The following is a 14965-nucleotide window of genomic DNA, read 5'->3' as shown; positions in this document are numbered from 1 at the left end:
CTTCCGTCTGACTGTTTCGGCGTGCATCCGGAACGATTCGTGATGTCTGATCTTTAGGGAAAGCTCATTGGCTCCGGTTCCAGGCGCGGAAATAGGGCAGGGGATCGCTCTCCTTGCAATCGTCCCTACTTCAGCTCCCCCACCGTCCACGCTGCCTGACGCTCCTTGGTCGCGGCCCGCACCTTGCCCACCTCCTCGGCGGATACCGGCGCGGCGTCGTTCGTCCAGGCATGCCTCACGAAGCTCAGCACCTCCGCGATCTCCGCATCGCTCAGGCCCACCACCGGCGGCATCAGCGAGTTCACCGCCAGCTTCCCCGGCACCTCCACCGGCCCGGCCAGCCCGTGCAGCACGATCTTCACCAGCGCCTCCGGGCTCCCCGCCACCCGCGCATTGTCGTCCAGCGGCGGGAAGGCCCCGTCCACCCCGCTGCCATTGCTCTGGTGGCAGGCCGCGCAGGTCCGCGCATACACGCCCTCGCCCCGCGCCAGCAGCTCGGCGGGCGGGGTGTGCTTCTTCTCCACCTTGTGCTCCTTGATCGCCTCCTTCAGCGCTTGGCCCAGCGGCGACTTGTTCTTCTCGATCGCTGCCATCACCTGCGGCGAGCGGTTTTCCGCGAAGGCCTTGATCGCCGCCGGATAAATCCGCTCCTTCAGTACGGAGGGATCCGGCGCATTCTCCAGTGAGGCCAGCAGGAAGCCCGTCGAATGCCTTGCCGCCGCCATCGCGAAGCACCGGTCCAGCACCTCGCCACGCCGCAGCTTCTGCTCGTTGCGGTGCCAGTCGCGCAGGGTCCGCCCAAGCGTCTCGTCCGCGGGCGAACGCGCCGCGAGCAGCAACCACGCGCGATAGTAGAAAGGGTCCGATTCAAACTGCGGCTTCAGCGCCGGAATCGCTGCGCCCTCCGGCCAGACCTCCAGCACCGCCCGGCGAAGAGCCGGGGAAGGGGAGGCATCCAGGATGTCGCGCAGGAGTGTCAACGGCTCCGCGGATTCCTTCTTGAAGTAACCCAGATGGCGCAGGGCATACAGGGCGTGAATGTTTCTACCCCGCTCGACCAAGCCCGGGATCAAATCCTCTCCTCCGCGCTCCATGATCAAACGCTGGGCGTGAAGCCGCCTGAGCAGCGAGGTATCCGAAAGTGCTTCCAGCAGGCTCTCCGGATTACCGGGGTCGATCGGTTCGAGCTTCGGCTCGGCATCTTTTTCCACGGGAGAAACATTCTCCCTCAGTTTCGGTGTCACACGGTAGATCCGCCCCATCGGCTTCTCCCGCAGCGGCGTGATATAGGCCGCTCCCGCCCCGCGCTCCACCTTCGTCTGTTCGAAAGGCGCGCCCGGCCGGTTGTGCTGCACGATGATGTTGTACCAATCCGCGATCCACATCGCCCCGTCCGGACCCGGCTCCGCCGCCACCGGTGCCGACCACGCATCGGAGCTCGCATACAGATTCTCCCCCTCGAAGGACGCGATGAAGTCCGCGTTCTCCGTTCGCAGACGAGTCATCGAGACCAAGTGCCCTGTCGGCTCGCACACGAATGCTGCCTTGTTCTGCCAATCCCAAGGGAAACGCCGGTCGGTGTAGACCGCGTGCCCCGCCGCGGCCGTGTAGTGCCGCCCCTTCGCCCGGATCTTTCCGTCACCCAGCAGTTCCACCGGCGGCTCCCAGCCATCGGATCCCTGCACGTCCAGAGTCGTCGGATACACCCGCGTGCCGCGATCGGAGCGCCGCACGTTCCCGCCATCCCCGATCACCTGCCAGCTTGCCTGCCGGTTCGCCGTCGATCCCAGCAAATCGAATTGCTCCGTGAACCCCAGACCCCAGGTGTTGTTCGTCGTCTTCCCCAGGAACTCGATCTGCGATCCATCCGGTAGGAAGCGGAACACCCCCGTGTCGAACTTCACCGGCTTGCCTCCCACCACGCCATCGAAGCCCGCATAGCCCACCGTCCCGTAGATCCACCCGTCGAAGCCATAGCGCAGGTTCGAGACCCCCGCGTGCGTGTCGTACATCTTGAAGCCCTCGAAGAGCACCTTCCGTTCGTCCGCCTTGTCGTCGCCGTCCGTGTCTTTCAGGAACAGCATCTTCCCACCGGAGGACACGATCGCGCCGCCATTCGCGTGCACCACGGAGGTTGCCAGCGCCAAGTGATCCGCGAAGACCGTGAACTTGTCCGCCCGCCCGTCGCCATTCGTGTCCTCGCAGATCTTCACACGATCGTTCCCGCGCTCGCCCGTCGTCATCCCGTTCGGATAATCCAGCGTCTCCACCACCCACAGCCGGTCGCGGTGATCCCACGCGATCGCGATCGGGTGTTCGATCTCCGGTTCCGCCGCGAAGAGCGAGAGCTCGCAACCCGCCGGTACCTGCGCCCGCTTCATCGATTCCTCCGGACTCAGCGGCTGCTGCACCTTCGGCACCGGGATCTTCGTCTCGTAGTGGTTCGGCAGCATCGGCACCTTGTACTCCAGCGCTGGCAGCTTCAGGATCTCCACCTCCTCACCCGCCGCCCAACGGATCCCGCGCTCTAACAGATCGTGGAAGCCCTCCTGATTCCAGCAGCGTTCATCGTGACCATGCGCCGTGTAAAAGACCCGGCCCTTGCCCTGCGTCCGCACCCAGGTCCACGGCTCCTCCCCGTTCCGCTGCAGGATCGTGATGTCCTTCGCCAGCCGGTGATGCCGGTAGGTCTCGTCCCAAGTCTCGAAGGGTTTGTAATCCTTCATCGCCTCGTGCTCCGGCTCCACCACCCGAGCCGTGAAGGTCCCGTCGCCATGCCCCTCGATCTGTCCGCCCACCAAGTCGATGTAGCCGTCCGTTTTCTTGAAGCATGCCGACCCGCAATGCACCGGCATGAAGCCACCGCCCTTTTCCACGAATCCCTTCACCGCCTCTAGTTGACCCGGCGTGATCACCTGATGATTCGCAAAGACCAGCAGCACGTCGTACTTCGCCAGGTTCTCGGGAGTCAGCGCCTCCATGCGCTTCTCGTAGCTCAGGTTGATCCCCCGGTTCCCGCTCACCTCCTTGAAGATCCGGTACATATCCAGCGGCCGGTGATGCCCGTCATCGCCGAAGAATAGCACCTCCACCCTCCGCGCCTCCTGGCTGGGCGCTTCCTGTTGGGCGAATAGGCCGATGATGCCGAGAAGGAGCAGAGGCAAAAGGTAGCGGAGGACACGCATCGCAACCCTCATACGTGTTCCACCTATCAAATCCGAAGGATTTTCTCGCCAGCGCTCCGCTCTTTCCAAGAGCGGCAACCAACTCGCCTCCAGAACGGCATCGAATCTTCTCAAAGATCGGCAGCAAACCCTCCCGGAGAATCGCGGCGAATCCTCTCAAAGAACGGCAACGCCGTTCCCTCTTACAGCCCGGGGTTGGCACGACGTAGGAGTGCCTACCCCGGGACAATGTCCTCCGATATCCCAACCCCAACGGGGTTGCCTCGGGCCCGCACCACGAACCGTCTCTCAAAATCCCAAATGCTGCCTCACCCGCGGCCGATAAGTCCGCCCCACCGGCAAGGCATGCGGCCATCCGTTCAGATGCAGGAGCCACTCACCTCCCGACTTCTCCAATTCCCGGATCCTCCCGTGGTGGATCAGGCTCTTCTGGTTGATCCGCAGGAACTCCTCCTCCGGCAGCAGCTTCTCCCAGGATTTCAAACTCCTCAACTCCGTGAAGCTCCGCTGCCCGCTGAAGTGCAGGTGCGTGTAATCGCCATCCGCCTCGATCAGGATCAGCTCGTCGCGGTTCATCGCCACCACCGAACCGCTGCTGTGGATGTGGATCGTTTTGGTCGAGGGATGCACCGGGCGCTCCTCCGCCGTGCCCTCCCGCGTCCCGTGCAGCAGCGCGGTGAAGTAGGGCGCCGCCTCCTTCAGCAGCGCGATCGTCTCGTCCGGCCACTCCCCCAGCTTCCGCACCATGTCGTAGCCGTAGATTCCGCGCAGCTTGCCGTCCTGCACCAGCGGCACGTTGATGCTGGAGCGGATCTTCTGCCGCCGCAGCTCCGCTTGGAACCCGCGCGCCTGCCGCGGCAGCGCCTCCACATCCTTCACCACCACCGTCTTACCCTCCAGCAGTTGCCCGTGCAGCCAGCGGATGAAGTCCACCGAGGCACCTTGCAGGTCCTCCACATGCGAGCTCACCTCGTCGCGTGACCATTCGTGTGTGTTCCACAGGTGGGTCAGCTCCTCGTTGTAGCGCACCACCCAGACCCGGTCCACATCGTGGTGCCTCCCCAGCAGGGCCAGCCCCTCATCCACCGCCGTCGCCGCATCGTGGCGGGCGGCCAGCAGCGCCAGCTCCCTCCACAGGCGGGCGGTCGTGCAGCCTTCGGCGCTGCCGGACAGGGGCGTGTTCGACATGGATTGCAGATTCTCGACCGCTATTGCCGGAAATCGGTCACTGGGTGGACAAGCCCTAACAAGCAGTGCCACGATCCACAACCCAATACGGGAGGCGGATCGGGAGCTTCCACCCGCCCCCGCTCACCCAAGATTTCTAGCCCCGGAGTCTGGCGTGCACGCCTAGCCGAAACCATGGAGGGAGGGTCACTTGCTCGTGACACCCTCCCTCCATGCGTTGGGCCGGTCCGGGGATTGAAAAGAACGGCCCATGCGGGAGACCCGCCCCGTTTCCAGGGTCGTCGGCCTCCCGCATGAACCGCGGCTTGGTCCGCCTTTAGGGAAATCTTACCCGCACCCGCGCGAACCGTTTCGGCTGCGTTTCGGGATCGACGGGTTCCCGATAAATCACTCGTTCCCAGTCAGCGTCGATGGGGGAAGTTTCGTAGAGCTGGGTCATTGGCTCGAAATCTCCTTCCGCCAGCGAGTCGGTCTGCTCCGGCAGGTAGTCGATTCCCCCGTTCTTCCGCCGCACGAATTCCACCTGCAGGAAGCTGTGGTCCCCGCTGCCCTGCAGGGAAACATGCGGCAGCCCGGAGCTCCCCGTTCCCGCCACCAGCACCTTCGTGTCCGGCCCGCTCGTGCTCATGTTGAAGGCGAACTTGATCAGGTTCTCCAGCCCGTCGCCGTAGGGGATCGCGTCGGCGGATGCCGCTCCGCCCAGCCCCTTGGCATTGGCCCACGCCTCGTATGGCGTCACCCCCTGCGCCATCACCAGGACATCGGCATGGCCTTCCAGAGCATCGCTCGTGGTGACCCGGTAGGTCGCCGAGATATGGCCCGGGCCCGCCGGCTTGACGCGGATCGTGACCGCCGTGGACTGCCCGCCGGGCGTGGTAGTGCTTTGGAAGGGGATACCAGAGAAAGAATTCGGGCCCAATCGCTTGGCCACCGAGGTGATGGCAAGGTTGCCCGAGCCCGCGTTCTTGAGATGGATCAGGCGGCTGGTTTCCACACCGATCGGTATCTTGCCCAGATCCAGCACGTAAGGCTGCACAGGCACCGCTGCGGCGGAGCGACCGTTCCCCGCCGCGATCAAGGTGGCGGTCTTGACCTCGGGCGGCACGTTGTTCGATGGGTAAGGGATCCGCGATTCTCCCGGTTTGTAAGTCCCCCAAGCGAAGGGGTTGTTCTGCCAGCGGAGCACCAGACTGTGGTAGCCACCCGCGGCGATCGCCGTCACCGTGTTTGGGGAGTTACTCCGCTGTCCTTCCTCGCCGCTGCCCCAGCTTACAATCGTCCCGTCCGCTTTCAGGGCCATCGCATGGTAGCGGCCCGCGGAGATCGCGGTCACGTTGTTCAGTCCGTTTGGAATGTTCAGCCTTCCCTTGGTGTTGATGCCCCAGCCGCTCACCGTACCGTCGTTCCGCAGCGCCAGGCCGTAGGTGTCGCAGATGGAGATCGCCTTGATGTTGCTGTTTGGCTGCGGTCCGTAGTTGGTGTAGAAGTTGCCCCCTTTCGCGGTCACCGTCCCGTCCGCCTTGAGCACGCCCGTGAAGTCCGAGCCCGCCGCCACATCGATGGCGTTCGTAATCTCGCCGAGGCCCCCTGCCTCGCCCTTGCCCCATTGCACCACTCTTCCGTTCGCCTTGATCGCTACGGTGTGATAGTCCCCGCAGGCGACCTTCACCACGTCGGTGAGATCGCTCGGCACCTCGAGTTGCCGGTAAGATCCGTTGCCCCACCCGACCAGGATCCCGTCATTCCGCAGCACGAAGCCGTGCTCCATCCCCAGGGCGATCTGTTTCGCCCCCCGGACATCGGACGGAGCACCGTTCAGCAAGCCGCTCCGGTTCCACTCGTGGAAGTTCGCCGGTCGGGAGAGGGCGGTACCGGTCGGAGACTCGATCTGGAGCGCCGGGCCGGCGGCTGAAACCACGTGGATTTGGAAGCTGCCCATGACTTCCACGTCCTCACGATCGCGGACTCGCACCGTTACATTGTAGAGTCCCGGTCCTGCAATGAAGGGATTGGGCAGCGCATGCCCGCCCAAGGTGATGGCAGGTGTCAGCGCCCCGTCCTCGGCATCGCTGGCCGTCGGTCGCAGGAAATGAACCTCCACCGGGGCAGGTCCCCGGGTGAAGGCGCGGACCATTTGCGGCATGTTCAGCAGCACCGGCCGATCATTCACCGGTGTCACCGTCAGCGAGACCCGGGCTGGCTCGCTCTCCGTTCCTCCGTCGTCCGCCACATAGTCGAAGCTCACGTCCCCGTTGAAGTCGCGCAGGGGCGCGAAGCCCACGCTGTTGGCCGTGACACCGAAGAAGATGCCCGCTCCGGGCGGGTTCATGTTGCTGAAACGGTAGGTGAGCGGGTCGCCCTCCGGATCGCTCGCGGGCAGGGTGATATGGATCGGCGTTTCCTCCGGAGTGCTCAGGTCGCTCACGTCCTGCACGACCGGCGTGCCGTTGATCCCGCGCCCTATCAGCTCGATGTCCCACACCGGGCGCTCGGTGTCGTTGCTCGTGATCCGGGCCGTCGCCTTCCGCGGGCCGTTCGTTGTCGGCGTGAAGGTGAGCGTGAAACTCAAGCTCTCTCCCGGTGCCAGCACCAGATCCGGCGCATCCGTTGTCAGGCTGAAGTCGCTGGTATGCCCGCCCGTCATCGCCAGGCTGCTGATGTTCAGATCGGTTAGGCCCTCGTTCCGGATCGTGTAGGATACCGAGTCGGACAAGCCCTGCTCCCAGCCGCCGAATTCCCAGCGCAGTGGCAGCTCGGCCAGCGCGAAGGATTGCCCCGCGCTATTGTCCAGCGCGGAGACCGGCCGCAGATCCTCCGGTGCCTCTTGGAAGAATAGGCCATGGGACTCGATCTCGCCCGCGGCATCCAAGGTGGTGAAGAAGGTGCTCCCCGCCCCGATTTCCTTGATTCCCTTCAGGCCGCCGGGCAGGGGCTGGGGAACCGTAGGATGGAAGCTTCCCCAGCCAACCACCGTGCCGTCCTCGCGTAGCGCGAGCGAGTACTTCAGACCGGCCGCTATTTTCTTCACCCCGCGCAGGCCCGCCGGCACCGAGATTTCGCCCAAGGTGTTGTAGCCCCATGCCACCACCGTGCCATCCGCCTTCAACGCCAAGCTGTGGCCCAGCCCGCACGCCACGGCCACCACGCCGCTGAGGCCCGCCGGTACGTCCAAGGCATTGCCCACGGAACTTTCCGCCCAGCTCACCACCGTGCCGTCCGCCCGCAGCGCCAGATAGTGGCCGCCTCCCGCCGCGATATCGATTATCGGGCCGATTCCTACCGGAGGTGGCGGCACCGCGTTCGGAATCGCATTCCAGATCCGGATCTCGCCCTCCGCCGTGAGCGCCAGCGAGCCGTGGGTCCCCGCCGCCACGTCGATCACCGGCGGCAGATCGGTCGGCACGTTGAGATACGTTGGCCCTCCCCAGGCCACCACGCTGCCATCCACCCGCAGCGCCAGCCCGTGGGTCTGGCTCACGTCGATCTGCTTCACGTCCTGAAGTCCGTTCGGGATCTGCAGAACCTTGTAATTATCCACCTGCGGATCACCCCAGCCCACCACCTCGGTGCTCTTCCCCTCGGTCCCGCCGGATGGGTTGATCAACTTCAGATCCGGCCCCGGGACCACCTGCACCGTGAAGCTGGCGGTGCTGCTCAGCCCGCCGCTGTCGCTCGCGCGCAGCTCCACCACCGTGTCGCCGGTCGGGAAGAAGTCGCCGCTTTTTACCGTCACTCCCCCCCGGGTCGCCAAGGTTTCCACCCAGCCGTCCTCGGCATCATCGGCGCTGGCCAGGAACTTCACCGCCGCCCCTGCGGCATTCGTCGTCTGGATCACCAGCGGGGACGTCGGCGTGCTCAGGACAGGGGCCGTGTTCGCCAGCAGGCTGGAGTTCGGAAGGGCGAGAGTCGCAAGGACGATGACACGCCGGGATGGGTTGGAGGGTTTCACGTAATCACTCAGTAGTTACTTTGTGATTTCTGTAAATAACCTTTTACGGGGAAAAGATAACTCGTCCGGTCACAGGGGAGGGGAGCTTAGATCCCGAGCAGCATGAGACTCAATCTGTCATGTGTGAAGAATTGGAGAACTCCCGCCCCTCGGGTCCGCGGACGCTTTCCCCTCGACAGCTCCCTTGCCGCGGTCCAGCTTTGCGCCGTGACGACGAATCTCCGCGGGCTTCTTGAGCTGCGGCCGCTCCTTCTAGGGCTGGCCACCCGCTGAGCATTTTCTTTTCCTACCGTCGTTTCACCGACTGCCGCATGTTCCGCGGCGTCACGCCGTTTTTCCGATTTCTCTACTTTTCTACCCGTGAACTCTGCCTCGATTTCAAAATACCGGCCCTTCCCGCCGGTGCAGCTGCCGGACCGCACTTGGCCGGACCAGACCATCACCACCGCACCCATCTGGTGCTCGGTGGACCTCCGCGACGGCAATCAGGCACTACCGCAGCCGATGTCCGTGGAGGAGAAGCTGGAGTTCTTCGACCTGCTCTGCCGCGTCGGCTTCAAGCAGATCGAGATCGGTTTCCCGTCCGCCGCAGACACGGAGTTCAATTTCTGCCGCCGCCTGATCGAGGAGAACCGCATCCCGGAGGATGTGACCATCCAGATCCTGGTGCAGACCCGCGAGCACCTGATCCGCCGCTCCTTCGAAGCCATCGCTGGCGCGAAGAAGGCGATCGTTCACATCTACAATTCCACCTCGCCGCTGCAGCGCCGCGTGACCTTCAGCGACGCCTCGCGCGATGATATCAAGCAGCTCGCCATCGACGGCGCGAAGCTGGTGAAAGAGCTGGCCCCGACGATCCCGCAGACCGAGGTGATCCTCCAGTATTCCCCGGAGTCCTTCTCCGACACCGAGTTGGATTTCGCCGCGGAGATCTGCAACGCGGTCATCAATGTCTGGCAGCCCACGCCGGAGAAGAAGATGATCATTAACCTGCCGGACACCGTCCAGTGGACCACGCCGAACATCCACGCCGATATGATCGAGTGGATGGTCCGCCATCTGGACCGCCGCGACTCGGTGATCGTCTCGCTGCACACGCACAATGACCGCGGCACCGGCACCGCCGCCACCGAGCTGGGCCTGATGGCCGGCGCGGATCGTGTCGAGGGCACGCTCTTCGGCAATGGCGAGCGCACCGGCAATCTGGATATCGTGAACGTGGCGCTGAACATGAACGGCCACGGCATCGAGACCGGCCTGGATTTCTCCGACCTGACCTCGCTGCGGCAGGTCTACGAGAAGGTCACCCGCATGACCGTGGGCGAGCGTCATCCCTATGCCGGCGAGCTGGTCTTCACCGCCTTCTCCGGTTCTCACCAGGACGCGATCAAGAAGGGCCTCGACCGCCGCGAGAAGGAAGTGAAGGAGAACCCCGATATTCCTTGGGGCGTACCTTACCTCACCATCGACCCGCAAGACATCGGCCGTTCCTACGAAGCCATCATCCGCATCAACTCGCAGTCGGGTAAGGGCGGCATCGCCTACATCCTCGATCGCGAGCACGGCCTCGATCTGCCCAAGACCATGCACCCGCAGGTCGGCAAGCGCATCTATGACCTCGCCGATGAATTGGGCCGCGAGCTCACCGCGGATGAGATCCGGGACGCGTTCCACCGCCTGTTCGCGAATGTCGAGCTGCCACTCTCGGTGAAGGATTACGAGCTGATCCACCACACCGTCGAACGCGGCCAGGTCGCATGTACGGCGACTGTCGTACTTTATGGCGAGGAGAAGAAGATCCACGGCCTCGGTAATGGTCCGATCAATGCCTTCGTCCATGCCATGGAGAGTGTCGGCATGAAGGACTTCAAGGTCACCGACTACCGCTCGCACGCCGTGCGCGGCGGATCGGATGCCAGCGCCGCCGCCTACGTCCAGGTCCAGCACGATGACGGCCGGATCCTTTGGGGTTGTGGCATCGATTCCTCGATCGAAATGGCCGGCCTCAAGGCCCTGGTCACCGCGTGGAATCTCCTGCGCTAAACCTAGGAGAGGGCGCATCTTGCGCTCTTCTCTAACCATCTCAAAAACCGGTTGCACGGCTCGAAATCCGTGCGACCGGTATCCCAGAGCCGGACGATTCCGAGTCCATAATTCGCGGGTTCTTGAAGAGAGACCGGCGTGGGCACGGAAAAAATCGCCCGGCTCACTTTTTCCCTCATTGGCAGTAAGTCCGCCCCTTTTGGCGGTGCAGCCGCTTTGGACTGCGTGCGAGCATCGCCGCTTTCCCCCTTGGTCAGCAGGTGGGAAAAAACCATTTGCACCCGTCGGAATCCGTGCGACCAGTCTCTCAGAGCCGGACGGTTCCAAGTCGCAAAAATCCGAACAGCTAAAGTAGTAGTTGAACGGAGCGCTTGGATAATCGCCCGGCTCAGTTCTTTTCAGAGCCCGCTCATCCGGACCGACTCCTCCAGAAAGAGCGATACGTTCTTCAACACCCGCTGCCGCCGATCGAAGTCGGCAATCGCCGGTTTGATCGCATACCAGAAATGTCTCTGGGCATCGCCTTCCCCCACGCTTGCCTGATTGATCTTGCGTGTCACCGTGTCGACGAGCGCCTTCTTGATCGCATCCCGCTCCACGATGTTCGAGTGCGGGATCAGCAGGTCCAGCGCCTTGTCCGGCGTCGATTGCAGGGTCATCTTGCCGAACATTTGGCCCAGCAGCTTGACGTTGTTCCCGCGATGACTGTGCTCCGCCACCTTGGGTGCCAGCGTCCCCAGCAGACAGCATCCCGCCGGCTCCCATTCCCTCGCGATCGCCGAGCGCGCCAGCACCTTCTGCATCAGCTCATCGAGCACCTTCCCATACTCCTTCCGTCCGGAGATCTCGCAGTAGCCGATGTAGGCGCGGCAAGACGCCAGACGGATCATCAGGTCGCGTTTCGTTTCCGGCAGCTTGTATTCGCGGCCATGGGCCACGCTCCCTTTCAGGCTTCCCGTCGCCCACTCCATGTGGGCCTTCGACCGGTCTTCCCCGGTCAGGGGGTTCACCCCGTACTTCTTGCCCCATTCTTCCGCCGCCTTGATCGCCAGCCCCAGTTGCTCGAGATCGGATTCCAGTTTCGTCTCCGCATCATGGGCTGCCTTCTCCGCCGCCAAGAGCTGCGAGACGATGCCGAAGACTTGATACAGGGCGATCTTCTCCTTCATCGCTTCGGCTGCCTCCGCCGCCTGCCGGATCGCATCCGCGGCCTCGGTCTCCGCTTCCGGCGTCGCCGCACCCACCACCCGGATGCACACATGCGCCCTGCCTGCGTCCAGCCAGCCCGCCACCGGCGGAATCTTCGCCGCGAGGGCGGCAAGGCTTGCCGCATCCATCTCCGCACACGGCACGGTGGTCGTGCTCACCCCATCCTTCATCCCGAAAGCCGCAGAGAGTTCCGCGAAATTGAAGTTGAGATACACGCCCTCCAAGGCCTCACCCTCCTTCTTCCCGATCTTCATCTTGTCCGGCAGCGGCACCACCGGATCAGCCCGCAATCCGCCAAGCGACAGCAACGCAAGCACGGACAAAAGAGCTGGGACACGAAAGGGAATCCGATCCATCCCATGACTAGCTCATATCTCATGAACCCTCCGCAACATCGGACCGCCGCGCTGTCGCGTCTTTGACACGACTTTGACTTTGCACGGCAGCGCTCCCGTCTCCCTCAGGCCCACCGTCGCCGGCCACTCCCCTCACTTCGAGGCCCGCACATCCTGCATGATGATCTGCAGGCTCGTCCGTCCCCGGAAGCAATTTCGGTCGATCGTGAATGCGATGTCCCACGGCGGATCCGGCAGAGCCAGCTCACCGCCCCCGAAGAAGACGGCATCCTGCTCATGGTAGCCTTGCCGCAAATTCAGCCGCAGGTGCTGGTTCTTCATGTGCACCGGCGGTCGGCTCAGGTGCACCCCGCGCGCCATGAAGATCGGCTGCGGGTTCCCGTTGCCGAAAGGCTGCAGCAGCTCGTAGTCCGCCAAGAACTCCAGCGAGAGCTGGTCGAAGGTGATCTCCGCATCCACCCGCAGCTTCGGCTGCCGCTGCTCGGCGATCGTGTTGTTCAGCACGAACTCCGCGAAGTCGCTCCGAAAGGCATCCATCCGGTCTTCCTCGATCGAAAGACCCGCCGCCATGTCGTGGCCGCCACCTGCCAGCAGGTGACCGCGGCACGCATTGATCGCCTGCACCAGGGACACCCCCTCGATGCTGCGTCCGCTGCCCTTGCCCACCCCGCCGTCGTCGATCGCCACCACGAAGGTCGGCTTGTGAAATTGCCGCATCAGCCGCGAGGCCACGATTCCCACCACGCCCGGGTGCCAGGTCCGCGATCCCAGCACGATCACCGGATCGCGCATCGGGTCGAAGCTCTTGGAAAGCATCTCCATCGCCTCGCGCCGGATCTGGTTCTCGTGCGCCTGCCGCCGCTTGTTGTAGTCGTCCAGCTTGTCGGCCATCGTCCGCGCCAGCCGCTTGCAATCGGTCAGCAGCGTGGCCAGCGCGTCCTCCGGCACATCCATCCGGCCCGCCGCATTCAGCCGCGGCCCGATCCGGAAGCCCACGTCCATCGAGGTCGGCTTGCCGTTCATCCCGGATACCTCCTGCAGCGCCTGTAGCCCCGGGTTCAGGGTCATCGGCAGCCGCTTCAGACCGTGCCGCACCATGATCCGGTTCTCCCCGACCATCGGCACGATGTCCGCGATCGTCGCCACCGCCACTAGCTCCAGTAACTCCTTGAGATCGAATGACTCCACCGGCCGCTCCTTCATCATCGCGTGGGCCAGCTTGAAGCAAACCCCGGCCGCGCAGAGATAGGTCGGCCCGCCGCCGCACTTCGGGTTCACCAGCGCGTTCACCTCCGGTCGCCCGCGCGGGCTCGGCTCGTGGTGGTCCACCACGATCACATCCACCCCGTCCTGCCGCAGCCCCGCGATCTCGTCGATCGAGACCGTCCCGCAGTCCACCGCGATCAGCAGGTCCGGCTTCGGCCCCTCCACCATGCAGCGTGCCAGCGCCGCACAGCTCAGCCCGTAGCCCTCGCTGCTCCGCCGCGGGATGAAGTGCCGCGCCTCCAGACCGTAGGCATGCAGCAGCCGCCGCATCACCGCGATGGAGGTCACGCCGTCCACGTCGTAGTCGCCGTAGATGCAGATCTTCTCCTTCCGGTCCACCGCCCGCAGGATCCGCGTCACCGCGTCCCGCATTTCCGGGATCAGGAAGGGGTCGCTCAGGTCGCGCAGCTTCGGCCGCAGGAAACCCTCCAGATCCTCCCCCGCCGGCAGACCGCGCTGCCGGATCAGGTGTTCGAGGATCGCCGGAAAGGCATGCCCCCGACCTTTCCCATTGGCATGGAAAGGGTCGCCGCGGAGAATCCAGTCGGCGGGAGGCGCACGCATTTCAGTGCCGGGAACATAGGCAGCGGAACTCGTGCCACTCAAGCCCGCATCGCGTTCAGTCGAACAATGTCGGCAATTCCGGGTTGCGGAAATGTTCAAACGCAAGTTTCACATAATGAGGAGCATTCCGATATGGGCACATCTCGGGCAATTCGTCCTCCGTGAAATAGGCGGAGCCGTCCGTCTCGTGCGATGTCCTCAGCTCGCCACCCTTTGGTTGGCAAAGAAATACAAGTTTATACACATGCTCCGGCTGCCGCGGGTGCCCCTGCTTGTCCTTGTCCCAGCAAGCGATCAGCTTCGTGACCTCCACCTCGATTCCCGCCTCCTCCAGCACCTCCTTCGCCGCATTCTCCGCCGGGCTCACGTTCAGGTCCGCCCAGCCCCCCGGCAGCGCCCAAGTCCCCGTCCCCACCTCCCTGACTAGCAGGATCTTGCCCCTCTCGATCACCGCCGCGCGGATGTCCACCTTTGGCGTCGCGTAGCCGATCTCCACCGGCCAGCGGAATTCCTTCGCCTCCGCCGCCAGCAGCTCGGACGCGATCTCGTGCAGGCGCTTGTAGCGCTCCAGATCATAGACCCCCGTCGAATAGCGCAGCCCCGCCTCCGCCATCGCCTTCAGTTCCCGGGACACAGCCAGCAAGTCGGACGCCATGCCCTGGATCACAAACCCGATTCCCCGAATGTCGACCCCCTTCTCACACCGTTCCTGCCTCTCCGTCATTCGGCATTCGAAAATTCCTCATTCGTCATTCCTCTTTCCCCATGTCCCGCAGCCGCCCGCTCTATACCCTCTGGATCCTTCTCACCATCGCCAGCGGCCTCCTCCTCCGCTCCCACCCCGTCTCCCTCCCTCCGCCTATCGAGAAATACGGCGGCGATCTCCTCTGGGCCCTCATGGCCTTCTTCGGCTTCGCCTGGCTCTTCCGTCGCAGTTCCACTCTCCGCATCGGCGCGGCCGCTCTCGCCTTCGCCTGGACCATCGAGTTCCTCCAACTCTACCGCGCCGCTTGGCTCGATGCGATCCGCCAGACCCGCCCCGGCCACCTCGTCCTCGGCTCCACTTTCAATCCCCCCGATCTCCTCGCCTACGCCGCGGGCGTCGCCCTCGGCATCGCCTTGGAAACCCTCGCCGCCCGATCTCGCCCAAGCAGCCCGTGAGGCTGTCTCCCACTCCTTCGTCATTCGGAAATTCGACATTCGTC

Annotated in this window: 8 protein-coding genes; 2 read left to right on the top strand and 6 right to left on the bottom strand. The window is 64.0% G+C overall.

What is annotated here, in order from left to right:
• Window positions 1-125: 125 nt before the first annotated feature.
• The 3 genes from OJ996_RS06330 to OJ996_RS06320 all read right to left on the bottom strand — a co-directional run bounded on the left by OJ996_RS06330 (window position 126) and on the right by OJ996_RS06320 (window position 8322).
• Window positions 126-3185, bottom strand: a complete 3060-nt coding sequence (locus tag OJ996_RS06330) for a PVC-type heme-binding CxxCH protein (protein WP_264512377.1) — start codon at window positions 3183-3185, stop codon at window positions 126-128.
• A gap of 288 nt (window positions 3186-3473) precedes the next feature.
• The gene (locus tag OJ996_RS06325) at window positions 3474-4373 is read right to left on the bottom strand and encodes a GAF domain-containing DNA-binding protein (protein WP_264512375.1); all 900 of its coding nucleotides are present in this window, start codon (window positions 4371-4373) and stop codon (window positions 3474-3476) included.
• A 316-nt stretch (window positions 4374-4689) separates the two neighbouring features.
• Entirely contained in the window at window positions 4690-8322 is a 3633-nt protein-coding gene (locus OJ996_RS06320) for a choice-of-anchor D domain-containing protein (RefSeq protein ID WP_264512373.1), read from the bottom strand.
• Between the two features lie 360 nt (window positions 8323-8682).
• Here OJ996_RS06320 and leuA point away from each other — a divergent pair, with 360 nt between their 5' ends.
• Window positions 8683-10365, top strand: coding sequence for a 2-isopropylmalate synthase (gene leuA, locus OJ996_RS06315; RefSeq protein WP_264512370.1), 1683 nt, complete (start codon window positions 8683-8685; stop codon window positions 10363-10365).
• A 398-nt stretch (window positions 10366-10763) separates the two neighbouring features.
• Here leuA and OJ996_RS06310 read toward each other — a convergent pair whose 3' ends face one another.
• The 3 genes from OJ996_RS06310 to OJ996_RS06300 form a co-directional block, all read right to left on the bottom strand.
• Entirely contained in the window at window positions 10764-11891 is a 1128-nt protein-coding gene (locus OJ996_RS06310) for a hypothetical protein (RefSeq protein ID WP_264512368.1), read from the bottom strand.
• A gap of 171 nt (window positions 11892-12062) precedes the next feature.
• A complete protein-coding gene (gene recJ / locus OJ996_RS06305; protein WP_264512366.1) occupies window positions 12063-13760 on the bottom strand; it encodes a single-stranded-DNA-specific exonuclease RecJ in 1698 nt (565 codons plus the stop codon).
• Between the two features lie 55 nt (window positions 13761-13815).
• Window positions 13816-14415, bottom strand: a complete 600-nt coding sequence (locus OJ996_RS06300; RefSeq protein ID WP_264512364.1) for an NUDIX hydrolase — start codon at window positions 14413-14415, stop codon at window positions 13816-13818.
• A 110-nt stretch (window positions 14416-14525) separates the two neighbouring features.
• Between OJ996_RS06300 and OJ996_RS06295 the strand changes: the two genes are divergently transcribed.
• Entirely contained in the window at window positions 14526-14921 is a 396-nt protein-coding gene (locus OJ996_RS06295; protein ID WP_264512362.1) for a ribosomal maturation YjgA family protein, read from the top strand.
• Window positions 14922-14965 lie beyond the last annotated feature (44 nt).

The sequence above is a fragment of the Luteolibacter rhizosphaerae genome (assembly GCF_025950095.1).
Lineage (GTDB): Bacteria > Verrucomicrobiota > Verrucomicrobiia > Verrucomicrobiales > Akkermansiaceae > Haloferula > Haloferula rhizosphaerae.
The sequence above is the reverse complement of the archived record's forward strand: the minus strand, read 5'-3'. Positions and strand labels throughout refer to the sequence as shown.

Excerpts from the sequence above, each read along its gene's own strand:
- OJ996_RS06330 (WP_264512377.1), bottom strand. The coding sequence starts at position 3,185 with ATGCGTGTCCTCCGCTACCTTTTGCCTCTGCTCCTTCTCGGCATCATC.
- OJ996_RS06325 (WP_264512375.1), bottom strand. The coding sequence starts at position 4,373 with ATGTCGAACACGCCCCTGTCCGGCAGCGCCGAAGGCTGCACGACCGCC.
- recJ (WP_264512366.1), bottom strand. The coding sequence starts at position 13,760 with ATGCGTGCGCCTCCCGCCGACTGGATTCTCCGCGGCGACCCTTTCCAT.
- OJ996_RS06300 (WP_264512364.1), bottom strand. The coding sequence starts at position 14,415 with ATGGCGTCCGACTTGCTGGCTGTGTCCCGGGAACTGAAGGCGATGGCG.
- OJ996_RS06295 (WP_264512362.1), top strand. The coding sequence starts at position 14,526 with ATGTCCCGCAGCCGCCCGCTCTATACCCTCTGGATCCTTCTCACCATC.